The sequence below is a fragment of the Pseudonocardia sulfidoxydans NBRC 16205 genome (assembly GCF_007989085.1).
In the GTDB taxonomy this organism is placed as follows: domain Bacteria; phylum Actinomycetota; class Actinomycetes; order Mycobacteriales; family Pseudonocardiaceae; genus Pseudonocardia; species Pseudonocardia sulfidoxydans.
This window is the reverse complement of the sequence record NZ_BJVJ01000017.1, coordinates 1-24,650: the sequence shown is the minus strand read 5'-3', so window position 1 is coordinate 24,650 and position 24,650 is coordinate 1. Positions and strand designations below refer to the sequence as shown.

Genomic DNA, 24,650 nt, shown 5'->3' with positions numbered 1-24,650 from the left:
CGGGGCCGTCGGCCGGTCGTCGGCGGCCTGCGAGAATGGCCGGATGCCGACCGCCACCGCCGCACCGCCACTGGGCGCGGTCACCCCGACCCGCGAGGAGTTCCGCGAGCTCGCGACGGGGCACCGGGTCATCCCGGTGGCCCGCAGGCTGCTCGCCGACGACGAGACGCCCGTCGGGGTCTACCGCAAGCTCGCCGGGTCCCGGACCGGCACGTTCCTGCTGGAGTCGGCCGAGAACGGCAGGTCGTGGTCGCGGTGGTCGTTCGTCGGTGCCCGCAGCGCCGCCGCGCTCACCGCGGTCGACGGTCGGCTGCACTGGACCGGTGAGGTCCCCGCCGGCCTGCCCACCGAGGGCGACCCGCTCGCCGCGCTGCGCACCGTCGTCGAGGAGCTGCACAGCGAGCCGCTGCCCGGGCTGCCCCCGCTGACCGGCGGGATGGTCGGGTACATGGGCTACGACGTCGTGCGCCGCATGGAGCGCATCGGCGACGACCCGACGACCGTCGACGACCTGGCCCTGCCCGAGCTGGTCATGCTGCTGGCCACCGACCTCGCCGCGGTCGACCACCACGAGGGCACGATCACGCTGATCGCCAACGCGATCAACTGGGACGGCTCCGACGAGCGGGTCGACGCCGCCTACGACGACGCCGTCGCCCGCCTCGACCGGATGACGGCCGAGCTGGCCGTGGCCGCACCGTCGACGGTCGGGGTGTACGCGCCCGCGGAGCCGACGTTCCTGCGCCGCCGCAGCCAGGAGGACCACTGCGCGGCCGTCGAGGTCGCCAAGGAGCAGATCCGGGCGGGTGAGGCGTTCCAGATCGTCGTGTCGCAGCGGTTCGAGATGGACTGCGCGTCCGACCCGCTCGACGTCTACCGGGTGCTGCGGGCCACCAACCCCAGCCCGTACATGTACCTGCTCCACCTGGAGGACGCCTCGGGCGGCACGCCGTTCGCGATCGTCGGGTCGAGCCCCGAGGCGCTGGTGACGGTTCGCGACGGCCGTGCGACCACGCACCCGATCGCGGGCACCCGCTGGCGCGGCGCCACCGAGGAGGAGGACGTCCTGCTCGAGAAGGACCTGCGGTCCGACGAGAAGGAGCGCGCCGAGCACGTCATGCTCGTCGACCTGGGGCGCAACGACCTGGGCCGGGTGTGCGAGGCCGGCACGGTCAAGGTGCACAACTTCTTCTCCGTCGAGCGCTACAGCCACGTCATGCACCTGGTGTCGACGGTGACCGGCACCCTGCGGGCGGACCGCAACGCCTTCGACGCCGTCGTCGCCTGCTTCCCGGCGGGCACGCTGTCGGGGGCCCCGAAGGTCCGGGCCATGCAGATCATCGAGAAGCTGGAGCCGACGCGGCGCGGCCTCTACGGCGGCATCGTCGGCTACCTCGACTTCGCGGGCGACGCCGACACCGCCATCGCGATCCGCACCGCGCTGGTCCGCGACGGCGTCGCCTACGTGCAGGCCGGTGGCGGGATCGTCGCCGACTCCGACCCGGTCGCGGAGGACACGGAGTGCCTCAACAAGGCGCGCGCCGTGCTGTCGGCGGTGGCCACGGCGGCCACCCTGAGCCCCCCGCAGCCCGTGGGGGAGCAGGGGTGACGGTCGCGGCGGCACCCGCGCGGGCGGGACGGCGGCGGCTGCTGGTCGTGTGCGCCGCCCTGGCCGTCGGTGCCCTCGCGACGTGGGGTGGTGCCCGCCCCACCTGGTTCTCCGTCACCGTGCCCACGGTGCGCGGCGACGCACTGGCGACCGCCACGGGAACCCAGGTCCAGCCGGTGCCCACGGCGCTGGCGCTGCTCGCGGTCGCGGGCATCGCCGCCACCGTCGCGGTGTCGGGGGCGGCCCGCCGGGTGCTGGGCGGGTTGCTCGCGCTCGTCGCGGTCGCGACGGTCTGGGCCGTCGTCGCGACGCTCGTGTCCCCGCCCGCACCGGCCCGACTCGCGCAGCTGGCCGGGCTCACCGTCACCCCCGGCGCCGTGGGCGAGGTGTCGGGCGCGGCCGCGCCGGTGCTGACGCTCGCGGGCGCGGTGCTCGTCGGTGCCGCCGGGGTGCTGCTCGCGTTGCGGGAGAACGGGATGCCGCGCCTGGGCGCCCGCTACGACGCACCGACGGCGCAGCGCCGCCCCCGGCAGACCGATCCCGACCGCACGGCCTGGGAGGACCTCGACGCCGGCCGTGACCCGACGGTCGGCCCCACCCCCGGAACCGCCCCCGGAACCGGGCCGGAAGAGATCGACGACAGGCCTGGTCGCGGGGGCGGTGAGGGCGCTGTCTAGCATGGATCCAACGCCTGGAAGGCCCGAACCCGGAAGGGGAGACAGCCCCATGGGCGAGCGCACGAAGCAGACCCCCGGTCCCACCGTCCTCGAGTCGATCGTCGAGGGTGTCCGCGAGGATCTCGCCGTCCGTGAGGCCGCCGTCGACTTCGCCGAGATCAAGCGTCTTTCCGCAGAGGCGCCCCCGGCGCGCGACGTGATGGCCGCGATGAACGCGCCCGGTGTGGGCGTCATCGCCGAGGTGAAGCGGCGCAGCCCCTCCAAGGGCGACCTGGCCTCGATCGGCGACCCGGCCGACCTCGCGCGGCGCTACGAGATCGGTGGCGCGCGGGTGATCAGCGTGCTCACCGAGCAGCGCCGCTTCGGCGGGTCGCTGGCCGACCTCGACGCGGTTCGCGCCGTCGTCGACATCCCGGTGCTGCGCAAGGACTTCGTCGTCAGCCCGTACCAGGTGCACGAGGCCCGCGCCCACGGCGCCGACCTGGTGCTGCTCATCGTGGCGGCGCTGGAGCAGAACGTGCTGGCGTCGCTGTTCGACCGCGTGGAGTCCCTCGGGATGACGGCGCTGGTCGAGGTGCACACCGAGGAGGAGTGCGACCGCGCGCTGGAGATCGGCGCCAAGCTCATCGGGGTCAACGCGCGCAACCTGCACACGCTCGAGGTCGACCGCAGCACGTTCGGCCGGATCGCCCCCGGCCTGCCCAACGACGTGCTGCGCGTCGCCGAGTCGGGCGTGCGCGGCCCGGGCGACCTGCTCACCTACGCCGGCTGGGGGGCCGACGCGGTGCTGGTCGGGGAGGGCCTGGTCACCAGCGGTGACCCCGAGGGCGCGGTGCGCGGCCTCGTCGCGGCGGGCTTCCACCCGTCGTGTTCACGGATGGTGCGCTGAGCCGGACGTCCGGCCCACGCACCGACTGCAGCGAGTTCGAGGGAGTTCGGTGGCCAGCACCACGGGCGTCAAGCCCAGCGACGGGGTCGCGAACAGGTCGGGGCACGACCCCGACGAGCGCGGCCACTTCGGTCGCTACGGCGGCCGGTTCGTGCCGGAGGCGCTGGTCGCGGCGCTCGACGAGCTGTCCGCGGCCTACGAGAAGGCCCGTCACGACGAGGAGTTCCTCGCCGAGCTCGACCGGCTGCACCGCGACTACACGGGCCGCCCGTCCCCGCTGACCGACGCGCCCAAGCTCGGCGAGCACGCCGGTGGGGCGCGGATCCTGCTCAAGCGCGAGGACCTCAACCACACCGGCTCGCACAAGATCAACAATGTGCTGGGCCAGGCGCTGCTCACCAAGCGGATGGGCAAGAAGCGCGTCATCGCCGAGACGGGCGCGGGCCAGCACGGCGTCGCCACCGCCACGGCGTGCGCCCTGCTCGACCTCGAGTGCATCGTCTACATGGGCGAGGTCGACACCGCCCGCCAAGCGCTCAACGTCGCCCGCATGCGGCTGCTCGGCGCCACCGTCGTCCCGGTGAAGACGGGCTCACGCACTCTCAAGGACGCCATCAACGAGGCGCTGCGCGACTGGGTCACCAACGTCGACTCCACGCACTACCTGCTCGGCACCGTCGCCGGCCCGCACCCGTTCCCGGTGATGGTCCGCGACTTCCACCGCGTCATCGGCATGGAGGCGCGCGAGCAGGTCCTCGAACGCACCGGCGCGCTGCCCGACGCCGTCGTCGCCTGCGTCGGCGGCGGGTCCAACGCCATCGGTATCTTCCACGCCTTCATCGACGAGCCGTCGGTCCGCCTGATCGGCTTCGAGCCCGGTGGCGACGGCGTCGAGACCGGCCGCCACGGTGCCACGCTGGCCGAGGGCTCCCCGGGCGCCCTGCACGGCGCGATGTCCTACCTGCTGCAGGACGAGGACGGGCAGACCTCGGAGTCGTACTCGATCTCCGCGGGCCTGGACTACCCGGGCGTCGGCCCCGAGCACGCCCTGCTCAAGGACATCGGCCGCGCCGAGTACCAGCCCGTCACCGACGCCGAGGCGATGGAGGCGTTCAGCCTGCTCTCGCGCACCGAGGGCATCATCCCGGCCATCGAGTCGGCGCACGCCGTCGCCGGGGCGATCCGGCTGGGCCGCGAGCTCGGGCGCGACGCCACGATCCTGGTGAACCTCTCCGGGCGCGGCGACAAGGACGTCGACACGGCCGCGAAGTGGTTCGGCATGATCGCCGAGGACGAGAGTGCCGAGGACGCCGACGGCACCGCCATCGCCGACGGAGGACGGGCATGACAGTCGCCGACGTGTTCGCCTGCTGCGCCGCCGACGACCGCGGCGCCCTGGTCGGCTACCTGCCGGCCGGGTACCCGACCGTCGACGACTCGGTCGACCTGATGAACGCCATGGTCGAGGGCGGGTGCGACCTGATCGAGGTCGGCATCCCCTACTCCGACCCGGTCATGGACGGCCCGACCATCCAGGTCGCCGCGGAGACGGCCCTGCGCAACGGGATCCGGCTGCGCGACGTCCTCACCGTCGTCGAGCGGATCTCGGCGGCCGGGGGCTCGGCCGTCGTCATGACGTACTTCAACCCGGTGCTGCGCTACGGCGTCGACGCGTTCGCCCGCGACCTCGCCTCCGCCGGGGGACTGGGCGTCATCACCCCCGACCTCATCCCGGACGAGGCCGACGAGTGGCTCGCCGCGTCGCAGACGCACGGGCTCGACCGGATCTTCCTGGTCGCGCCGTCGTCGACGGAGGAGCGGATCGCCTCGACCGTCGCGGCCTGCACGGGCTTCGTCTACGCCACGTCGATCATGGGTGTCACCGGGGCCCGCGACAGTGTCGCCGACGTCGCCCCCGAGATCGTGGCCCGCACCCGGCCGCACACGTCGTTGCCGATCGGTGTCGGGCTCGGGGTGCGATCGGCCGCGCAGGCCGAGCAGGTGGCCTCCTTCGCCGACGCCGTGATCGTCGGGTCGGCGTTCGTGACCGCGGCGACCGACCGGGGCACCGACGGCGTCCGCGACCTGGCCGCCGAGCTGGCGGGCGGCGTCCGCCGCGCAGGCACCCGCACCCCGGCCTGAGCAGACCATCCGCGCGCAACCTCACTGCTGTCGCCGGGCGGATTTCCGACCGTCAGGTTGCGCGCGGGGGCCGTCCACGGCGGCGCGTGGGCGTCGACGGCAGTCGGTCGCGCCCGACCATCGGCGCGCAACCTCACTGCTGTTCCGGCGCGATTCCACGACCGTGAGGTTGCGCGCGGGTGGTGGGCCGGTGTGGGGATGCTCGGACTCGTCGCAGGTCGGCCCGGCGCGGACCCGACGCCCGGGGCGGAGCGGCACCGGTCGACGACGAACCGGCTGCGGCCGGGGGACGGCCGACCCCGGGTCGCCCTCGGGCGATAACGTGGCGAGGTGAGCACCACCCTGGCGGCCCTGATGCCGGCGTTCATCCCGAGCCCTGACCGCGGGGTCTGGCACCTCGGCCCGCTCCCGATCCGGGCGTACGCGCTGTGCATCATCGCGGGGATCGTCGTCGCGGTCTGGTGGGGTGAGCGCCGCTTCGTCGCCCGGGGCGGCCGGCCGGGCACGGTCGTCGACGTCGCCGTGTTCGCCGTGCCGTTCGGCCTCGTCGGCGGGCGGCTCTACCACGTCGCGACCGACTGGAGGACCTACTTCGGTCCGGGTGGCAGCCCGATCGACGCGCTCAAGATCTGGCAGGGCGGCCTCGGCATCTGGGGCGCGATCGCGCTCGGTGCGGTCGGCGCCTGGATCGGCTGCCGCCGCCGCGGCGTGCCGCTGCCGTTCTTCGCCGACGCCGTCGCACCCGGAATCGTTGTCGCGCAGGCGATCGGGCGCCTCGGCAACTACTTCAACCAGGAACTCTACGGCGGCCCGACCGACATGCCGTGGGGCCTGGAGATCTACAACCGGGTCGACCCGGCGACGGGCCTGTCCGACCCGCTGGGTGGTGTCGCGCTCGACTCGACGCCCGTCGCGGTCGTCGAGCCGACGTTCCTCTACGAGCTGTTGTGGAACCTGCTCGTCGCCGTGGTGATCGTGTGGGCCGACCGGCGGTTCCGGCTCGGGCACGGCCGCGTGTTCGGGCTGTACGTGGCCGGGTACACGTTGGGGCGCTTCTTCATCGAGCTGATGCGCACCGACCCGGCGACGACGGTGTTCGGCGGCATCCGTATCAACGTGGTCGTGGCGGCGGTGGTGTTCCTGGCCGCGGTCGCCTACGTCGCGATCGTGCGGGGGCCCCGCGAGACGCTCACGGGTCCCGCCGCGCCCGACCCCGAGGACTCCGGGCCGACGGGAGCGGCGGCCGAACCCGAACGCGACGTCAACGCGGACACCACGAAGGACGCCGCCGGCACCGACGATGCCGGGAAGGTCAGGGGCGGCTCACGGGACACGGGGGCCTGAGCGGGGTGGCGCACGCGTTCACCGGGTTCGGTGACGGGGCGGTCGAGTTCTACGACGGCCTGCTCGCCGACAACAGCAAGGCGTACTGGACCGACCAGCGGCCCGTCTACGAGGGCGATGTGCGCGGGCCGATGCTCGCGCTGCTGGCCGACCTGGAGCCGGAGTTCGGTCAGGGCAAGGTGTTCCGCCCCTACCGCGACGTGCGGTTCTCCAAGGACAAGACGCCGTACAAGACCCACTGCGGTGGGTACGCCCCGCCCTACTACGTGCAGCTCTCCTCGGAGGGGCTGATGGTCGCCGTCGGCTACTACCGCATGGACAGCGACCAGGTGGCCCGGTTCCGCACGGCTGTCGACGACGAGCGTCGCGGCAGCGACCTGCAGGCCCGGCTGGAGCGGGCGCGCACGGCGGGCCTGGAGCCGGGCGGGGAGACCCTGATCCGGGCACCGCGGGGCGTCGCGCCCGACCACCCTCGGATCGACCTGTTGCGCCACAAGTCGTTGCACCTGTCGCGGCGCTGGCCGCCCGACGACGTCCTGCACGAGCGGGGCTGTCTCGACCGGGTCGCCGAGGTCTGGCGGACGGCGCGCCCGCTGGCGGAGTGGCTCGCCGACCACGTCGGCCCGAGCGAGCGTCCGCGGCGCTGAACATCCCGTCGGCGCGGACGTGCCGCAGGATCGTTGCCGCGTCGACACCGAACCGTCCGCTTCCGTGTTCCGGATCGGTTCAGTAACGCGATAAGCTCGCGGGCGTGAGCCGTCGAACCAAGATCGTCTGCACCATCGGCCCCGCCACCGCCACGCCGGAGCGGGTACGCGAGCTCGTCGCTGCCGGCATGGACGTCGCCCGGCTCAACTTCAGCCACGGCAGCCGCGAGGACCACAAGCGCGTCTACGAGATGGTCCGCGAGGCGGCCGACGAGCAGGGCCGCGCGGTGGGCATCCTGGCCGACCTGCAGGGTCCGAAGATCCGCCTCGGCCGCTTCGCCGCCGGCCCCACCGAGTGGCACACCGGCGAGGAGGTCCGGATCACCGTCGAGGACGTCGCGGGCACGCACGACCGCGTGTCGACGACCTACGGCGGCCTCGCGAACGACGCCCGCCCGGGCGACCGGCTGCTCGTCGACGACGGCAAGGTCGGCCTGCGGGTCGTCGACGTCGAGAGCCTCGACGTGGTCTGCAAGGTCACCGAGGGCGGCCCCGTCAGCGACAACAAGGGCATCTCGCTGCCCGGCATGAACGTGTCCGTGCCCGCGATGAGCGAGAAGGACTGCGCCGACCTCGCGTTCGCGCTCGACCTGCGGGTCGACATCGTGGCGCTGTCGTTCGTGCGCAGCCCGGCCGACATCGACCAGGTCCACAAGATCATGGACGAGCACGGCGGCCGGCTGCCCGTCGTCGCGAAGCTGGAGAAGCCCGAGGCGGTCGACAACCTCGAGGCCATCGTCCTGGCGTTCGACGCGATCATGGTCGCCCGCGGCGACCTCGGTGTCGAGCTGCCGCTGGAGAACGTCCCGCTGGTGCAGAAGCGCGCCATCCAGATCGCCCGGGAGAACGCCAAGCCGGTCATCGTCGCCACGCAGATGCTCGAGTCGATGATCACCAACTCGCGCCCGACCCGCGCCGAGGCCTCCGACGTGGCCAACGCGGTGCTCGACGGCGCCGACGCGGTGATGCTCTCGGGCGAGACGGGCATCGGGCGTTACCCGATCAAGGCCGTCGCCACGATGGCGCAGATCGTGGAGGCCGTCGAGGCGGGCCCGGCCACGGTGCCGCCGCTCAACCACGTGCCGCGCACCAAGCGGGGCGTGCTGTCCTACGCGGCGCGCGACATCGGTGAGCGGCTGTCCGCGCGGGCCCTGGTGGCGTTCACACAGTCCGGTGACACGGTGCGCCGGCTCGCGCGGCTGCACACCCGGCTGCCGCTGCTGGCGTTCACCCCCACCCCCGAGGTCCGCAGCCAGCTGTCCATGACGTGGGGCGTCGAGACGTTCCTGGTGCCGTTCGTGGAGTCGACGGACGCGATGGTCCGCCAGGTCGACCACGCGATGCTGGCGCTCGAGCGGTTCCAGCCGGGCGACCTCGTCGTGATCGTCGCCGGGTCCCCGCCCGGGACCGTCGGCTCCACCAACTCGATCCGGGTGCACCGGCTCGGGGAAGAGGACATCTGAGTTTGCGAGGATGCGGCCTGTGACCGCCGCCCCCCGCCGCCCCGACATCGCCGCCGACGGCGTCGAACGCGGGCAGGTCGTGCTCGACGAGCTCGTCGGGCTGCTCGACCTCCACGAGACGAGCCCCGACACCTTCCGCGGTGTCAGCCCCGAGAGCAGGCAGTTCCGGGTCTACGGCGGGCAGGTGGCGGGGCAGGCCCTCGTCGCCGCCGGCCGGACGGTCCCGCCGGGGCGGACGGTGCACTCGCTGCACTCGTACTTCGTCCGCGGCGGCGACCCGCGCACGCCCATCGAGTACCGCACCGAACGCATCCGCGACGGCCGGTCCTTCACCACCCGACGGGTCCTCGCCGTCCAGGACGACCAGGCGATCTTCATGCTGTCGGCGTCGTTCCACGTGGCGCAGGAGGGTCCGGTGCACGCCGAGCCGGCCCCGTCGGACGTGCCGGCGCCGGAGTCGCTGCCCGACCTGGGCTCCCGGCGCGCCGCGGGCCACGGCGGCGACTGGCTCGGGCGTGCCGAACGCCCGATCGACATCCGGTTCGTCGACGAACCCGTCTGGACCGCCGACCGGGTCGCGACGCAGGAGCCGATCCGGGCGTGGCTGCGCGCCGACGGAGCCCTGTCCGACGACCCGCTGCTGCACGCCTGCCTGCTGACGTGGGCCTCGGACATGATGCTGCTGAGCTCCGTCGTCGCCCGCCACGACATGAGCGCGACGGCCGTCCAGATGGCCAGCCTCGACCACGCGATGTGGTTCCACGCGCCGTTCCGCGCCGACGAGTGGCTGCTCTACGAGTGCTGGTCGCCCGCCGCGTCGGGTGGGCGGGGGCTCGCGACCGGCCGCTTCTTCACCCGCGACGGAACCATGATCGCCAGCACCGCGCAGGAGGGCCTGGTCCGGCTCCCCGGAAACGACACCTGACCGCCACGACACCCGACCGAGCCACGTATCGTTCCTGCACCTCAGCCCTACTGGAGTCGTCATGTCCGTCGAGTCCGACGTGTCCGCCGCCGAGCGCGACGAGACCGTCCGCCGCACCCTCGGTAGCGCCGCCGCGAAGTTCACCGAGCATCCCGAGCGGGCCTCCGCCACGTTCCGCGCGTCCGGCGTCGGCGGCGCCGGGATGCGCACCGACATCCGCATCGGTGCCCACACCGTCGTGATCGACGAGCCCGCCGGCCTCGGGGGCGCCGACGCCGCGCCCAGCCCCGTCGAGATGGCGCTGGCGGCGCTGCTGGCCTGTCAGGTCGTCACCTACCGGGTGTGGGCGGCGAAGCTGGGGATCCCGCTCGACGACGTGTCCGTCGACGTCGAGGGCGACCTCGACCGGCGCGGCTTCTTCGGTGTCGACGACGCGGTCCGCGCCGGGTTCACCGACGTGCGGGTCGTCGTCACGCTCTCGGGGCCCGCGGACCCGCAGCGCTACCAGGAGCTCGCGTCGGCCGTCGACGCGCACTGCCCGGTGCTCGACACGTTCCAGAGCCCCATCCCGGTGACGGTCGAGCACCGCGTCGCCGCCAAGGCAGGATGAGGCCATGACCGACCAGCAGGAACGCCGCTGGGGCTTCCGCACCCGGGCCGTGCACGCCGGGGCGATCCCCGACTCCGAGACCGGCGCCCGCGCGGTGCCGATCTACCAGTCCACGAGCTTCGTCTTCGAGAACACCACCGACGCCGCGAGCCTGTTCGCGCTGCAGAAGTACGGGCTGATCTACAGCCGCATCGCCAACCCGACCGTGTCCGTGTTCGAGGAACGGATCGCCTCCCTCGAAGGCGGCCTCGGTGCCGTCGCGACGGCCAGCGGCCAGGCCGCCCAGTTCCTCACGTTCGCCGCACTCGCCGGGGCGGGCGACCACGTCGTCGCCGCCGCGGGCCTCTACGGCGGCACCGTCACCCAGCTCGACGTCACGATGCGGCGCTTCGGCGTCGACACCACGTTCGTCGCGGGTGGCGACCCGGCCGACTTCGCCGCCGCGATCACCGAGAAGACCCGGTTCGTCTACGCGGAGGCGGTGTCCAACCCGGGCGGGGAGGTCGCCGACATCACGGGGCTGGCCGACGTCGCGCACGCCGCGGGGCTGCCGCTGATCATCGACGCGACCGTCGCCACCCCGTACCTGTGCCGGCCGATCGAGCACGGCGCCGACATCGTCCTGCACTCGGCGACGAAGTTCATCGGCGGTCACGGCACCACGCTCGGCGGCGTCGTCGTCGAGTCCGGCCGGTTCGACTGGGGCAACGGCAACTTCCCCTCGATGACGACGCCCGTCGCCTCCTACGGCGGCCTCGACTGGTGGGGCAACTTCAAGGAGTTCGGCTTCCTCACCAAGCTGCGCGCCGAGCAGCTGCGCGACGTCGGCGCCTCGCTGTCGGCGCACTCGGCGTTCCTGCTGCTGCAGGGTGTGGAGACACTGCCGCAGCGGATGGACACCCACATGGCCAACGCGCGCGCCGTCGCCGAGTGGCTCGACGCCGACCCGCGGGTGTCCTGGGTGCGCTGGGCGGGGCTGGCGAGCCACCCCGACCACGAGCGCGCGAAGCGCTACCTGCCGCAGGGCCCGGGCGCGGTGTTCTCGTTCGGCGTCGTGGGCGGACGCGCGGCGGGGGAGCGGTTCATCGAGGCCGTCCAGCTGTGCAGCCACCTCGCCAACATCGGCGACGCGCGCACGCTGGTGCTGCACCCCGCGTCGACTACGCACCAGCAGCTGTCCGACGACCAGCTGGTCGCCGCCGGTGTCGGGGAGGACCTGATCCGGATCAGCGTCGGCATCGAGGACGCCGACGACATCCTGTGGGACCTCGACCAGGCGCTGGCCGCCGCGGTGAAGGAGAGCTGATGAGCACGGAGGCCACGAATCCGACGCAATGGCGCAACCCGACCGCGCCAGAGCGTCGCCGGATCCTCGACTCCACCCGCAGCATCGCGATGGTCGGCGCGTCGCCCAACCCGGCGCGGGCCAGCAACTTCGTCGCGACCTACCTGCTGTCGAGCACCCGCTACGACGTGTACTTCGTGAACCCGTTCGCCGAGGAGATCCTCGGCCGGCCCGTCTACAAGACGCTGGCCGACGTGCCCGTCGTGCCCGACCTGGTCGAGGTCTTCCGCAAGCCCGCCGACCTGCCCGGGGTGCTCGACGAGACCCTCGCGCTCGGCGACGGGGTGACGACGTTCTGGCTGCAGTTCGGGCTGTTCGACGCCGACCTCGCGCGCCGCGCGGAGGCGGCGGGCAAGGAGGTCGTGATGGACCTGTGCGTCAAGGTCGAGCACGCGCGCTTCCACGGCGGGCTGCACCTCGCGGGCTTCGACACCGGCTTCATCTCCAGCCGCCGCCGCACCGCCTGATCCCCGACCGCCGCCGCGCCACCCGGACAGTCGCCGAGTTGGTCGGGCCGGGGCGCGGCGGGCGGCGCGGGGTCAGGCGACGCCCGCGGTCGTCGCCACCCGCACGATCCAGAACAGCAGCCCGGTGACGAGCACGACCACCCAGAACGGCCACGCTCGTCGCCGGGCGAGCACCCACGTCAGCAGCCCCGCGACCAGGACCGACACGACGATCATGCCGACGAGCGCCCCGCCTGCGGAGCTCGACGGCGGCGGGCCGGACACCGCCAGGACGAGCACGATGTTGACCACGCCCCACACCGCGGCGGCGAGCATCGGGCGGCGCAGCCGGGTGCCGGTCGCGGTGTCGCCGACCGGGGGTGGGGGCAGCTCTTCGGCGGCCGGATAGGGCGGGGCGCCGGGCATCGGCGCGTGCGGCGTGAGCCGGTCGGGGTCGACGGGGGTGTACCCGGGGGCGCCGCCCTCCCAGCCGAACCGCCCGTCCCCCTGTGCGGAGCCGCCCCGCGCGGCGTCCGGCTCCCGGGGCTCGGGTGGCGGGTCGGCAGGAGCGGAGGGGGCCATCGCCCGACGTTAGCCGAGCCGCCGCTCGGGGCGCCGGGGCGACCGCCGGCGTACGTCACGTCATCAGTTGCGTCCCAGGTGATCCCCGTCGCGGCGCGCACGGCTGCGGAGGGTCTAGCCTCCCGGGCGTGTCTACCCCTCCTGTCACCGTCACAGTCACCGGCGCCGCTGGCCAGATCGGTTACGCGCTGCTCTTCCGTATCGCGTCCGGACAGCTCCTGGGGGCCGACACCCCGGTGAAGCTGAACCTGCTCGAGATCCCGCAGGCCGTGAAGGCCGCCGAGGGCACCGCGATGGAGCTCGCCGACGGCGCGTTCCCGCTGCTCGCGGGCGTCGACATCTTCGACGACGCCACCAAGGCCTTCGACGGCGCCAACGTCGCGCTGCTCGTCGGCGCCCGGCCCCGGACCAAGGGCATGGAGCGCGGCGACCTGCTCGAGGCCAACGGCGGCATCTTCGCCCCGCAGGGCAAGGCCATCAACGCCGGCGCGGCCGACGACATCCGCGTCCTCGTCGTCGGCAACCCCGCCAACACGAACGCGCTCATCGCGCAGTCGGCCGCCCCCGACGTGCCGGCCGAGCGCTTCACGGCGATGACCCGCCTCGACCACAACCGTGCGCTGTCGCAGCTGTCGGCGAAGCTGTCGGTCCCGGTGTCCGAGATCAGGAAGATGACGATCTGGGGCAACCACTCCGCCACGCAGTACCCCGACCTGTTCCACGCCGAGGTCGGCGGCAAGATCGCCGCCGAGCAGGTCGAGGAGTCGTGGCTGCGCGACACCTTCATCCCGACCGTCGCCAAGCGTGGCGCCGCGATCATCGAGGCCCGCGGGGCGTCGTCGGCCGCGTCCGCCGCGTCGGCGGCGATCGACCACATCCACACCTGGGTCAACGGCACCGCCGACGGTGACTGGACCTCCATGGCCATCCCTTCCGACGGCTCCTACGGCGTGGCCGAGGGCATCATCTCCTCGTTCCCCGTCACCTGCAGCGGTGGGAAGTACGAGATCGTCCAGGGCCTGGAGATCGACGCCTTCTCCCGCGAGCGGATCGACGCCAGCGTCGCCGAGCTCGTCGAGGAGCGCGAGGCCGTGAAGGGTCTCGGGCTGCTCTGAGCCCGGCCCGCCCGACGCTTCCGGAACGGCACTCTCCCCCGGGAGGGTGCCGTTCTCGCGTGTGCGAGCGGGAGCCTGAGCGACACGACAGTGGTTAGGATCGGCACACGTCCGCCGGAGAACGTGGAGGCATGCCCGTGACCGCAGCCGTCGTCCGCAGCACGCTCGCCGATCTCCTGCGTGAAACCGGCGACGGCCGCGTCCGGGAGCTGCACGACGGTGAGATCGTCGTGCTCCCCGAGCCCGACGAGGACCAGACCTGGCACGTGCGCCTGCTCGACCTGATGCTGGGCGTCGGCGCGCCCGACAGCGTCGAGATCCATCACGCGACGGGCGTGCACGTCGACGAGGCGAACTTCTTCGTCCCCGACCTGCTGGTCGTCCGCACAGGAACCCCGTTCCACGACAACGGGTTCGACGCCTCCGGGGTCGTGCTGGTCGTCGAGGTGCTGGGGCCGCTGACCCATCACGCCGACCGCATCCTCAAGCCGCGGCGCTACGCCGAGGCCGGCGTCCCGTACTTCTGGCGTGTCGACCAGGGGCCGCGGCTGGTCGCGCTGCGGCTCGACCCGACGCTGGGTGAGGGGCACTACATCTACGACACCGAGCTGGTTCCGGGCGAGAACGCCGAGGTCCCGCACCCGTGGGTCGCGCAGATCGACATGGCCGAGTTCGTCGACCCGCCCAGCAGGCGCTGATCCTTCCAGCGCTGATCCTCACAGCAGGGCGATCGCGAACGCCTCCGGCGGCACGATGATCAGGTTCTGCTCGGCCGCCGCCGGCTCGGACGCCAGCAGGATGCGGTCGACGCCCCGGTCGAGCGGGACCGTCGCGTCGGCGTGCCCGAGGTTGACCACGACCCGGATCCGGCCGCGGTGCATGACGATCGTGCGGGCCTCGTCGTCCACGTCGGCCTCGACCTCGTCGAGCCACGGGTCGGTGAGGTCGGGCCACTGCCGGCGCAGCGCGATCAGCTCACGGTGCAACGCCAGCAGTGTGGTGTGGGGCTCCTGGGCGGGCTCGTCCCAGTCGAGCTTCGAGTCGAGGAAGGTCGACTCGGCGTTGGGGTCGGGCACCTCGGCGCCGCCCCAGCCGTGCTCGGCGAACTCGGCGGTGCGGCCCGTCCGGACGGCCTCGCGCAGCGCCGCGTCGGGGAACCGCGAGAAGAACTGCCACGGCGTGCGGGCGCCCCACTCCTCGCCCATGAACAGCATCGGTGTGAACGGCGAGGTGAACACGATTGCCGCCCCGCAGGCCAGCTGCCCGGGCGTCAGCGACTGGGTGAGCCGGTCGCCCGCGGCGCGGTTGCCGATCTGGTCGTGGTTCTGCAGGTAGGCCAGGAACCGGTGGCCCGGGATGCGGCGGGTGTCGACGGGTGCGCCGTGTACCCGCCTGCGGAAGCTCGACCACGTGCCCTCGTGCAGGAACCCGCGGCACAGCACGTGGGCCAGCCCGGTCAGCCCGGCCGCGGCGAAGTCGCCGTAGTAGCCCTGCGACTCGCCGGTGAGCACGGTGTGCAGGCTGTGGTGGATGTCGTCGGCCCACTGGGCGTGCAGCCCGTACCCGCCCCCCTCCCGCGCGGTGATGATCCGCGGGTCGTTGAGGTCGGACTCCGCGATCAGCGACAGCGGCCTGCCCACGTGCGCCGACAGCGACTCGACCTCGACGGCCAGCTGCTCGAGCACGTGGACGGCACGGGTGTCGCGCAGGGCGTGCACCGCGTCGATGCGCAGCCCGTCGATGTGGAAGTCGCGCAACCACATCAGGGCGTTGTCGATGGCGTAGCGGCGCACCTCGTCGGACCAGGGGCCGTCGAGGTTGAGCGAGGGCCCCCAGATGTTGCTGCCCGCGAAGTACGGGGCGAACCGGTCGAGGTAGGCCCCCGACGGGCCGAGGTGGTTGTAGACGACGTCGAGGACCACGCCCAGGCCGCGGGCGTGTGCGGCGTCGACGAACCGCTTCAGCCCGTCGGGCCCGCCGTAGTTCTCGGTGACCGCGTACCAGCCGACACCGTCGTAACCCCAGTTCCAGGGCCCGTCGACGGCGTTGACGGGCAGCAGCTCGACCAGGTCGACACCGAGGTCCACCAGATGGTCGAGGCGGCCGATCGCGGCGTCGAACGTGCCGTCGGGGGTGAAGGTGCCGATGTGGCACTCGTAGAGCACCGACCCGGGCAGCTGCCGGCCCGTCCAGGCCGTGTCGGTCCACAGGAAGTGGTCCTGGTCGTAGCGTCGCGACGCCGCGTGCACCCCACCCGGCTGCCACCGCGAGCGCGGGTCGGGCAGCGGGGTCTCGTCGTCGCCGACGAGGAAGGCGTAGGCGCTGCCGTGCCCGGCGCCGTCGACCTCGGCGTGCCACCACCCACCCGGGCTCGGGTACATCGGATGCGTCTCGCCGTCGACGACGACCCGCATCTGCTCCTGCTCGGGCGCCCAGACCCGGTACTCGGCCACGTGCGTCGGTTCCTTCCGGTGCTCTCTGGCGGTTGGGGTGCTGTCAGGAGGGGCGGACGAGCAGCGCGACGGGGTAGCGCCGCAGCAGGTCGGCCAGCCGGGGGGCGGAACCGTCGACGGGCGTGTCGGTGACCATGTCGTGCCAGTCGCCGGCGCCGTCGGGCAGCGGCAGGACCGTGTCGCCCCAGCCGCCGCGGGCGGCGAGCCCGACGGGCAACCGGGTGGCGACGGCGACCATGCCCGTGGCGTGGCGGCCGGGCCCGAGCAGGGGCGCGGTGCCGCGCGTGAACGCGACCGCGTGCTCGGCGGCGGGCCCCGACGCCGGCAACGCCCGGTAGCCGGCGAACAGCTCCGGCCGGTACCGGCGCAGCCGCGCCGCGGTGGCCGTGACCAGCAGCTTCGCTGCGCCGTCCGGGCCGACCTCGGGCAGCTCGCCCTCGTCGAGCCGGGCCAGCGCGGCGCGGCGGGCCGCGAAGTCGACGGGCCGGCGGTTGTCGGGGTCGACCAGGGAGTACTCGAAGAACTCCGTGCCCTGGTAGATGTCGGGAACCCCCGGCCCGGCCAGCTGCAGCAGCTTCTGGCCCAGCGAGTTGGACCGGCCCGCGCCCTCGATCCGGGCGACGAACGCCTCGATCTCGGCGACCAGGTCGGGGTCGGCCAGCACGTCGCCCGCCCAGGCGGCCACCGCCTCGTCGACCGCGGCGACGGCGTCGACGTGGCTGGTGACGAGCTTGGCCTCCTTGGCCGCCTTGGTCAGGTAGGCCGACATCCGGTCGGCCGGGATCGGCCAGGCGCCGACGAGGCACTGCCACGCCAGCAGCTCCAGCGACCGGTCGGGCAGCGGCCGGCGCGCCGACCAGCGCCGCACCACCTCGATCCACTCGGCCGGCATCTCCGACAGCACCGCGAGCCGGGCCCGGACGTCCTCGGAACGCTTCGTGTCGTGCGTCGACAGCGTCGTCATCGTGGCCGGGGTGCTCGCCTCACGGGCCGCGGCGCCGGCGTGGAACTCGGCGGGGGAGACCCCGAACCGCTCCGGAGCGCCGCCGACCTCGTTGAGCGCGACGAACCGCGTCCACCGGTAGAACGCCGTGTCCTCGACGCCCTTGGCCATGACCATGCCCGACGTCTGCTGGACGCGGGTGGCCAGCTCGCCGCGCGGATCGGCCACCATCGCGGCGTGCAGGGCCGCGAGCGGTCCGGCCAGGTCCGGGCGGTGCGTGCGGGCCACGGCCACCGCGGTGTCGAGCGCGTCGCGGCCCTCGGGCAGGTAGCTGCGGTAGACGGGGAACCCGCACAGCAGCTCGGCCACGGCCTCGGTGAGCTGCTCGCGCGGCGCGCCCAGGACCGTCGAGGCGACGCCCGCGATGCGGCGCACCTCGGCCGACAGGATCGTCGAGGCCACCTCGCGTCGCGCCCGGTGCTCCCCGGTGTGCGCGGACTCCTTCACCCCGACGTGCTCGGCGGCGAACTGCGTGAGCAGCCCGGCGCCCGCCGGATCGACGAACACCCCGCAGATCTCGCGCAGCGCCTCGTAGCCGGTGGTGCCGTCGACCGGCCACGACGCGGGCAGCTCCTCGCCCAGCCCCAGGATCTTCTCGACGAGCAGCCACCGGTCCGGGCCGATCGCCGCGCGAAGCATCCGCAGGTAGGCGCCGGGATCGGACAGGCCGTCGGGGTGGTCGACGCGGATCCCGTCGACCTCGCCCGCCTCCACCCAGCGCAGCACCTCGGCGTGCGCGGCCGCGAACACCGCCGGGTCCTCGACGCGGACGGCCGCGAGCGTCGACACGTCGAAGAAGCGCCGGTAGGTGAGCTCGGAGGCCCCCCGCTTCCACGACACGAGCCGGTAGTGCTGACGCTCGTGCACCTCGCGCGGCGTGCCCGCACCGGTGCCGGCGGCGACGGGGAAGGCGTGCTCGTAGTAGCGCAGCTCGGCGCCGTCGCCCGACAGCGTGAGCGCGTCGAGCGCCGCGGCCTCGTCCTCGCCCAGGACGGGCAGCAGGATCGGCCCGGCCGCCCAGTCGATGTCGAACTTCGCCGCGTGCACCGACTCCCGGCCCTTCGCCAGGACGTCCCACCACCACGGGTTGGCCATCGGCCGCTCGACCCCGACGTGGTTGGGCACGATGTCGAGCAGCAGGCCCAGCCCGCGCTCGCGCAGCGCCGCAACCAGGTCCTTGCGCCCCAGCTCGCCGCCGCGCTCGACCGACACCCGCGTGGGGTCGACGACGTCGTAGCCGTGGTTCGACCCCGCCCCGGACTCCAGCAGCGGCGACGCGTACAGCGCGCCGACCCCGAGCGCGTCGAGGTAGTCGAGCAGCGCCACGCCGTCGGCGAAGGTCTGCTCCGCGCAGAACTGCAGCCGGTAGGTCGACGACGGCACCTGCCGGTTGACCCGCTCGGTCATCGGGTGGCCGCCTCGACACGCTGCAGCACCAGGATCGACCGTGCCGGTACGACCTGCGCCGCGCCCGAGGCGACCGTCACCGGGTCGGCCGCGACCGTGCCCGGCGTCGTCGCCAGCGAGGTGACCTCGCCCGTCGACGAGTCGACGACGACCGCCCAGCGCGTGCCGAACTCGGCCGCCGGCAACGTCGCCTCGATGTCCTCCCAGTGCGCGTTGAGCATGATCAGGAACGAGTCGTCGGTGACGCGCTCGCCGCGGTGGTCGGCCTCGGTGATGCCGTCCCCGTTGAGGAAGACGACGACGCATTTGCCGAACCCCGAGTCCCAGTCCTGCTCGGTCATCTCCTCGCCGGACGGGGAGAACCACGCGATGTCGGGCAGCGCCGTGCCGGTGTCGCCCGTCTCGGAGCGCCGGCGCGGGCGGATCGGGCGGCCCGCGAAGAAGCGGCGACGGCGGAACACCGGATGCGCGTGGCGCAGCGCGGCCACCCCGCCGGTGAACCCGATCAGCCCGGCGTTCTTGCCCGCCAGCGACCAGTCCATCCAGGCGATCTCGTTGTCCTGGCAGTAGACATTGTTGTTGCCACCCTGGGTGCGGCCCAGCTCGTCGCCGTGCGCCAGCATCGGCACCCCCTGCGACAGCAGCAGCGTCATGATGAAGTTGCGCTGCTGGCGCGCCCGCAGTGCGAGGACGTCCTCGTCGTCGGTCGGGCCCTCGACCCCGCAGTTCCAGGACCGGTTGTGGCTCTCGCCGTCGTTGCCGTCCTCGCCGTTGGCCTCGTTGTGCTTGTCGTTGTAGGACACCAGGTCCGCGAGGGTGAAGCCGTCGTGCGCGGTGACGAAGTTGATCGACGCGTAGGGGCGGCGGCCGTCGGCCTTGTACAGGTCCGAGCTGCCGGTCAGCCGCGACGCGAACTCGCCCAGGGTGCCGGGCTCGCCGCGCCAGAAGTCGCGGACAGTGTCGCGGTACTTGCCGTTCCACTCCGTCCACAGGGGCGGGAAGTTGCCCACCTGGTAGCCGCCGGGGCCGACGTCCCAGGGCTCCGCGATGAGCTTGACCTGGCTGATCACCGGGTCCTGCTGCACGAGGTCGAAGAACACCGACAGCCGGTCGACGTCGTAGAACTCCCGTGCCAGCGTCGAGGCCAGGTCGAAGCGGAACCCGTCGACGTGCATCTCCGTGACCCAGTACCGCAGCGAGTCCATGATCAGCTGCAGCGTGTGCGGGTTGCGGACGTTGAGCGAGTTCCCGGTGCCCGTGTAGTCCATGTAGTACCGCTGGTCGTCCTCGACGAGGCGGTAGTAGGCGTGGTTGTCGATGCCGCGCATCGACAGCGTCGGGCCCATGTCCGAGCCCTCGGCCGTGTGGTTGTAGACGACGTCGAGGATGACCTCGATGCCCGCCTCGTGCAGGTCGCGCACCATCGCCTTGAACTCCTGCACCTGGCTGCCCGGGCGGCTGCCCGACATGGCGTAGGCGTGGTGCGGGGCCAGGAAGGCGATCGTGTTGTAACCCCAGTAGTTCGCGAGGCCGCGCTGCTCGAGGTGGTGGTCGGTGATGAACTCGTGCACCGGCATCAGCTCGACCGCGGTGACCCCGAGCGTCTGCAGGTGCTCGATCATCGCCGGGTGCGACAGCCCCGCGTAGCTGCCGCGCAGCTCCTCCGGGACGTCGGGGTGGTTGATCGTCAGGCCCTTGACGTGGGCCTCGTAGATGATCGTCTCGTGGTAGGGCACCTTCGGCGGGCGGTCGGACCCCCAGTCGAAGTACGGGTTGATCACCACGGACTTGGGCACGAACGGTGCGGAGTCGCTGTCGTTGCGGTTGTCGGGGGCGCCGAACTCGTAGCCGAACACCGCCTCGTCCCAGCGCACCGGGCCGTCGACCGCCTTGGCGTACGGGTCGATCAGCAGCTTGTTCGGGTTGCAGCGCAGACCCCGCGCCGGGTCGTGCGGACCGTGGATCCGGTAGCCGTAGTGCTGCCCCGGCTCGACCCCCGGCAGGTAGCAGTGCCAGACGAACCCGTCGACCTCGGTCAGCCTGACCCGGGTCTCCTCCCCGTCGGGTTCGAACAGGCACAGCTCGACCTTCTCGGCGACCTCGGAGAAGATCGCGAAGTTCGTTCCGGCGCCGTCGTAGCTGGCGCCCAACGGGTAGGCGCTACCGGGCCACGGCCGCATGTGTTTCCTCGTTCCCCGGCCACGGCCGGACTCTCGAAATGGACGGACGACCGGGAACCCGGACGTGCGCCGGGCACTGCTGGGGAGGGTCTGGACGCCCGCGCACACGCTACCCGGGGCGACCGACGAGAAAACGTCGGCGACGCGCCGTCAGCCGGCCGGCCGAGGCGGGAAGCCACCGGTCGCGATCGGCCCCCACCGCGTGGGAGTGACCCTGATCAGGGCCTTGCCCTGCGAGGTCATCGCCGCGCGGTACTCGTCCCAGTCGGGGTGCTCGCCCGAGATCACCCGGAAGTACTCGACGAGCGGCTCCACGGCCTCCGGCAGCGTCACCAGCTCGGCCTCGCCGTCGACCTGCACCCACGGCCCGTCGAACTCGTCGGAGGCCACCATGACCGACGCCCGCCCCGTCCGCGCGACGTTCACCGACTTCGCCCGCTCCGGGTAGGTGGCGATCACCAGCCGGCCCCGGGCGTCGACCCCACCCGTCACCGGCGACAGCTGCGGCGACCCGTCGGCACGCGTCGTGACCAGCACGAACCGGTGCCGAGGACGGACGAAGTCGAGGAGGGCGTCGAGATCGACGCGGGTGTTCGTGGCGATCGTGCGCGGCATACCCCGACAGTAGGGCGCCGCGCACCGGGTGCCGGGTAGTGTTCGCCGGGATGAGCACCCTCTTCACGAAGATCATCGACGGCGAGCTGCCCGCCCGGTTCGTCTGGTCCGACGACACGTGCGTCGGGTTCCTCTCGATCAACCCCCTCGGACCCGGCCACACCCTGGTCGTGCCCCGCGCGGAGGTCGACCACTGGGTCGACGCCCAGTCCGGACTCGTCGTCCACCTCACCGCGGTCTCGCACGTCATCGGCAACGCCGTCCGCGCCGTCTCGAACCCGCCGCGGGTGGGCCTGCTCGTCGCCGGGTTCGAGGTCCCGCACCTGCACGTGCACGTCTTCCCGGCCTGGGACATGGCCGCGTTCGACTTCGCCAACGCCGCGACGACGGTCGACGACGCCGAACAGGACGCCCACGCCGAGGCCCTGCGCGCCGCCCTGCGCGCCGCCGGACACGCCGACCACGTCCCCGACGCCTGACGTGCAACTGGTCCTCGTCCGGCACGCCCTGCCGAACCGCATCCACACCAACGGCTCCACACCCGCGGGCGCAGCCGACCCCGGCCTCACCGAGCTCGGCCACCGCCAGGCCGCAACCCTCGTCGGCGCACTCGGCGCCGACGCCGTCGACGGCCTGCACAGCAGCACCATGGCGCGCGCCGTCGAGACCCTCGCGCCGCTCGCCGCCGCCCTCGACCGCCAGCCGGTCCGCTCCGCCGACCTCGCCGAGTACGACGTCGCCGACCCCCACTACGTGCCCGTCCACGAGATGGCCCGCCTCGACCCGGCGTCCTGGGACCGGCTGCGCGCCGGGCTGCTGCCCGCACACGTCGACGTCGACGCCTTCCGCGCCCGCGCCGTCGCCGCCGTCGAAGCCGTCGTCGCCGCACACCCCGGGCAGAGCACCGCCGTCGTCGTCGCGCACGCGGGCGTGATCAACATCTACCTCGCGCACGTCCTGGGCATCGACCGGCCCTTGCCGTTCCCCCTCGACTACGCCGGCATCACCCGCGTCGTCTGCGGCCGAGACGGTCGCCGCACCATCCGCACCGTCAACGAGATCGGGCACGTCGCCCCGCTGCTGGCCGAGGTCCGCGCCACCCGCGGCTAGGAGCGCCGAAGGGGTGATGTCCGGTACCGGGCAGCGCCCCGATGCTGACCTGGAGCATCCGTCTGAATACGCTCGGTTCCGAAGATCGGCGTCCAGAACGAGGCCGCATCTCTCGTCGAGGAGGGGGTCCCGACGCCATGACGGGCCGGATCGGGGGTGACACCGGCGACGACCCCGCCGCCGCTGCCCGCGCCGCCGCGTCCCCGGCCGACCCGGCCCCGTCGACGACCAGGCCCGGGCTCCGACGGTCCGTCTTCGCGGGCCGCGAGTTCCGCAGCCTCTGGGGTGCCGAGCTCGTCTCCGCCGTCGGCGACCAGCTCGCCCGCCTCGCCCTCGCCGTCCTCGTCTACGAACAGACCGACTCCGCGAGCTGGTCGGCCCTCGTCTACGCGCTCACCTTCCTGCCCGCCCTCGCCGGCGGCATCCTGCTCGGCGGCCTCGCCGACCGCTACCGGCGCCGCGAGCTCATGGTCGCCGTCGACGTCGTCCGCCTCGTCCTCGTCGCCCTCATGGCCCTGCCCGGACTGCCGCTCGTCGTCCTCTGCGCGCTGCTCGTCGTCGTCGTGCTGCTCTCGTCGGTGCACAGCGCCGCCCAGGCCGCCCTGCTCCCGCTCGCCCTGCCCGGCGAGATGTACGAACGTGGCCTCGCCGTCCGCCAGATAACCGGTCAAGCCGTGCAGCTCGGGGCCTTCGCCGGAGGCGGGCTGCTGCTCGTCGCCATCGCGCCCCGGACGGCCCTGCTCGTCAACGCCGGGACCTTCCTCGTCTCCGCCGTCGTCCTCCGGGCAGGTGTCCCGGCGCGCCCCGCACCCGAACGGTCCGCCGACACCGACCAGAGCCGCGGCCCCGTCGTCCGCGACGGCGTCGCCGCCGTCCGCGAGATCGTCGCCGACCCCGCCCGCCGCGCACTCCTCGCGCTCGTGCTGCTCGTCGCCGTATACGTCGTCCCCGAGGCCATCGCCGCGCCCTACTCGGCCGCCGTCGAGAACACACCCATCGGCACCGGGCTCCTGATGGCCGCCGACCCGGCGGGCAGCGTCGTCGGCGCCTTCGCGTTCCAACGCTTCGTGCCCGCCCACCTGCGGTCACGCCTCATCGGGGTGCTCGCCGTCCTCGCCGGTGTGCCGCTGCTCGCCTGCGCCCTCCACCCCGGCCTGTGGACGTCCGTCGCCCTCTGGGTCGCCTCCGGCGCCCTCTCGACGGCCTACATGGTCCAGGCCCAGGCGCTGTTCGTGCGCGCCACACCCGACGCGCGCCGCGGCAGCGTCGTCGGCGTCGCCGCCTCGTGCCTGCTCGCCGCCCAGGGCCTCACCGTGTTCCTCGGGGGCGTCCTCGCCGACCACATCGGCCCCGCGAACACCGTCGCGGTGGCCGGGACCGTCGGCATGGCGCTCGCAGCCGCCGCAGCGCTGGCGTGGCGTTCTGCCCGCCCACGCGCCACCGGCTGACCGCTCACCGGCCCCCGGAACCGGACCCGCGCGTCCTCTTCGGTGACGCAACGTCCGTCCACAGTGGCCGATCGATCCGCCGGACCACCCCTGAGGGCGGCTGTTCCCGGCGTGAGGGGCGGCGATCACTCACCGTCGCCGCCCGGCGTCCGTCGCCGGCATCGCCGGCACTGCTGCGCATCGATGCGCTCGTCGTCGGCCCGCGACCCCCCGCTGGGGCACGGGGGTACAGCGCGGCCGGAAAGGGTGCGTCGTTCTCGTTCCGTTCCTGCAGGTCTCGTACGGGGGCTGTGGTCTGGGGGCTGGTGGTGGTGGGGGTGCGTCACCAGGACTTGTTGCGCACTGCGGCGTTCCTCTCGAGGTCGTGACGGGGCCTCGCGGCGGGCTCACCAGGACTTGTTGCGCATCGGTGCGGTCCTTCCTGCTCGGCGGGCTGTCGCGGCTGTGCGGGTCACCAGGACTTGTTGCGCACGTCGGGTTCCTCTCTCGCGGGTCGGGCGGGGGACAGGTGGCTCACCAGCTCTTGTTGCGCACTGCGTGCTCCTTCGGGTCGTGCGGGTGATGGTCGTCGAGGTGGTGT

At 73.1% G+C, this 24,650-nt stretch carries 22 protein-coding genes; 17 read left to right on the top strand and 5 right to left on the bottom strand.

Annotated features, from left to right (window positions below):
- Positions 1 to 43: 43 nt before the first annotated feature.
- The 12 genes from PSU4_RS10975 to PSU4_RS10920 all read left to right on the top strand — a co-directional run bounded on the left by PSU4_RS10975 (position 44) and on the right by PSU4_RS10920 (position 12,178).
- Positions 44 to 1,609: an anthranilate synthase component I gene (locus PSU4_RS10975; RefSeq protein ID WP_147105963.1), complete on the top strand. Its 1,566-nt coding sequence runs from the start codon at positions 44 to 46 to the stop codon at positions 1,607 to 1,609.
- The gene (locus PSU4_RS10970; RefSeq protein ID WP_186816875.1) at positions 1,606 to 2,286 is read left to right on the top strand and encodes a Trp biosynthesis-associated membrane protein; all 681 of its coding nucleotides are present in this window, start codon (positions 1,606 to 1,608) and stop codon (positions 2,284 to 2,286) included. The genes PSU4_RS10975 and PSU4_RS10970 overlap by 4 nt, the downstream gene beginning before the upstream one ends.
- Positions 2,287 to 2,335: 49 nt before the next feature.
- Positions 2,336 to 3,175: an indole-3-glycerol phosphate synthase TrpC gene (gene trpC / locus PSU4_RS10965; RefSeq protein WP_147105957.1), complete on the top strand. Its 840-nt coding sequence runs from the start codon at positions 2,336 to 2,338 to the stop codon at positions 3,173 to 3,175.
- A gap of 49 nt (positions 3,176 to 3,224) precedes the next feature.
- Entirely contained in the window at positions 3,225 to 4,523 is a 1,299-nt protein-coding gene (trpB, locus tag PSU4_RS10960; RefSeq protein WP_147105954.1) for a tryptophan synthase subunit beta, read from the top strand.
- The gene (gene trpA / locus PSU4_RS10955; RefSeq protein ID WP_147105951.1) at positions 4,520 to 5,317 is read left to right on the top strand and encodes a tryptophan synthase subunit alpha; all 798 of its coding nucleotides are present in this window, start codon (positions 4,520 to 4,522) and stop codon (positions 5,315 to 5,317) included. The genes trpB and trpA overlap by 4 nt, the downstream gene beginning before the upstream one ends.
- Before the next feature lie 330 nt (positions 5,318 to 5,647).
- On the top strand, positions 5,648 to 6,661 hold the full coding sequence (gene lgt / locus PSU4_RS10950) for a prolipoprotein diacylglyceryl transferase (RefSeq protein WP_373866042.1): 1,014 nt from the start codon (positions 5,648 to 5,650) through the stop codon (positions 6,659 to 6,661).
- Positions 6,658 to 7,308, top strand: coding sequence for a DUF2461 domain-containing protein (locus PSU4_RS10945; RefSeq protein WP_147106136.1), 651 nt, complete (start codon positions 6,658 to 6,660; stop codon positions 7,306 to 7,308). Before lgt ends, PSU4_RS10945 begins: the two co-directional genes overlap by 4 nt.
- A gap of 104 nt (positions 7,309 to 7,412) precedes the next feature.
- Positions 7,413 to 8,831, top strand: coding sequence for a pyruvate kinase (gene pyk, locus PSU4_RS10940; protein WP_147105948.1), 1,419 nt, complete (start codon positions 7,413 to 7,415; stop codon positions 8,829 to 8,831).
- Between the two features lie 10 nt (positions 8,832 to 8,841).
- Positions 8,842 to 9,756, top strand: coding sequence for an acyl-CoA thioesterase (locus tag PSU4_RS10935; RefSeq protein ID WP_147105945.1), 915 nt, complete (start codon positions 8,842 to 8,844; stop codon positions 9,754 to 9,756).
- Between the two features lie 61 nt (positions 9,757 to 9,817).
- Positions 9,818 to 10,366, top strand: coding sequence for an OsmC family protein (locus PSU4_RS10930; RefSeq protein ID WP_147105942.1), 549 nt, complete (start codon positions 9,818 to 9,820; stop codon positions 10,364 to 10,366).
- 4 nt (positions 10,367 to 10,370) lie between these two features.
- Positions 10,371 to 11,672 (top strand): O-acetylhomoserine aminocarboxypropyltransferase/cysteine synthase family protein, encoded by a 1,302-nt coding sequence (locus PSU4_RS10925; protein ID WP_147105940.1) that lies wholly within the window; start codon positions 10,371 to 10,373, stop codon positions 11,670 to 11,672.
- The gene (locus tag PSU4_RS10920; protein ID WP_147105937.1) at positions 11,672 to 12,178 is read left to right on the top strand and encodes a CoA-binding protein; all 507 of its coding nucleotides are present in this window, start codon (positions 11,672 to 11,674) and stop codon (positions 12,176 to 12,178) included. Before PSU4_RS10925 ends, PSU4_RS10920 begins: the two co-directional genes overlap by 1 nt.
- A gap of 72 nt (positions 12,179 to 12,250) precedes the next feature.
- Here the strand turns inward: PSU4_RS10920 and PSU4_RS10915 are convergent, their stop codons facing one another.
- Positions 12,251 to 12,739, bottom strand: a complete 489-nt coding sequence (locus tag PSU4_RS10915; protein WP_147105934.1) for a hypothetical protein — start codon at positions 12,737 to 12,739, stop codon at positions 12,251 to 12,253.
- 128 nt (positions 12,740 to 12,867) lie between these two features.
- On the opposite strand from PSU4_RS10915, the gene PSU4_RS10910 reads away from it, so the two are divergent.
- Together PSU4_RS10910 and PSU4_RS10905 are read left to right on the top strand one after the other, a co-directional pair.
- A complete protein-coding gene (locus tag PSU4_RS10910) occupies positions 12,868 to 13,854 on the top strand; it encodes a malate dehydrogenase (RefSeq protein WP_147105931.1) in 987 nt (328 codons plus the stop codon).
- Between the two features lie 131 nt (positions 13,855 to 13,985).
- The gene (locus PSU4_RS10905; protein ID WP_147105928.1) at positions 13,986 to 14,552 is read left to right on the top strand and encodes a Uma2 family endonuclease; all 567 of its coding nucleotides are present in this window, start codon (positions 13,986 to 13,988) and stop codon (positions 14,550 to 14,552) included.
- Positions 14,553 to 14,570: 18 nt separating this feature from the next.
- On the opposite strand, the gene treZ is transcribed toward PSU4_RS10905, so the two are convergent.
- From treZ to PSU4_RS10885, 4 genes are all read right to left on the bottom strand, one after another.
- Entirely contained in the window at positions 14,571 to 16,307 is a 1,737-nt protein-coding gene (gene treZ / locus PSU4_RS10900; RefSeq protein ID WP_147105924.1) for a malto-oligosyltrehalose trehalohydrolase, read from the bottom strand.
- A gap of 43 nt (positions 16,308 to 16,350) precedes the next feature.
- Positions 16,351 to 18,717: a malto-oligosyltrehalose synthase gene (gene treY / locus PSU4_RS10895; protein ID WP_147105921.1), complete on the bottom strand. Its 2,367-nt coding sequence runs from the start codon at positions 18,715 to 18,717 to the stop codon at positions 16,351 to 16,353.
- A complete protein-coding gene (gene glgX, locus PSU4_RS10890; protein WP_147105917.1) occupies positions 18,714 to 20,897 on the bottom strand; it encodes a glycogen debranching protein GlgX in 2,184 nt (727 codons plus the stop codon). Before glgX ends, treY begins: the two co-directional genes overlap by 4 nt.
- 150 nt (positions 20,898 to 21,047) lie before the next feature.
- Positions 21,048 to 21,512: a PPOX class F420-dependent oxidoreductase gene (locus PSU4_RS10885; protein WP_147105914.1), complete on the bottom strand. Its 465-nt coding sequence runs from the start codon at positions 21,510 to 21,512 to the stop codon at positions 21,048 to 21,050.
- Positions 21,513 to 21,562: 50 nt separating this feature from the next.
- Here PSU4_RS10885 and PSU4_RS10880 point away from each other — a divergent pair, with 50 nt between their 5' ends.
- From PSU4_RS10880 to PSU4_RS10870, 3 genes are all read left to right on the top strand, one after another.
- Entirely contained in the window at positions 21,563 to 21,991 is a 429-nt protein-coding gene (locus PSU4_RS10880; RefSeq protein ID WP_147105911.1) for an HIT family protein, read from the top strand.
- A gap of 1 nt (position 21,992) precedes the next feature.
- Positions 21,993 to 22,622 (top strand): histidine phosphatase family protein, encoded by a 630-nt coding sequence (locus PSU4_RS10875; RefSeq protein ID WP_147105909.1) that lies wholly within the window; start codon positions 21,993 to 21,995, stop codon positions 22,620 to 22,622.
- Positions 22,623 to 22,759: 137 nt separating this feature from the next.
- Positions 22,760 to 24,070: an MFS transporter gene (locus PSU4_RS10870; RefSeq protein ID WP_186816874.1), complete on the top strand. Its 1,311-nt coding sequence runs from the start codon at positions 22,760 to 22,762 to the stop codon at positions 24,068 to 24,070.
- Positions 24,071 to 24,650: the final 580 nt, after the last annotated feature.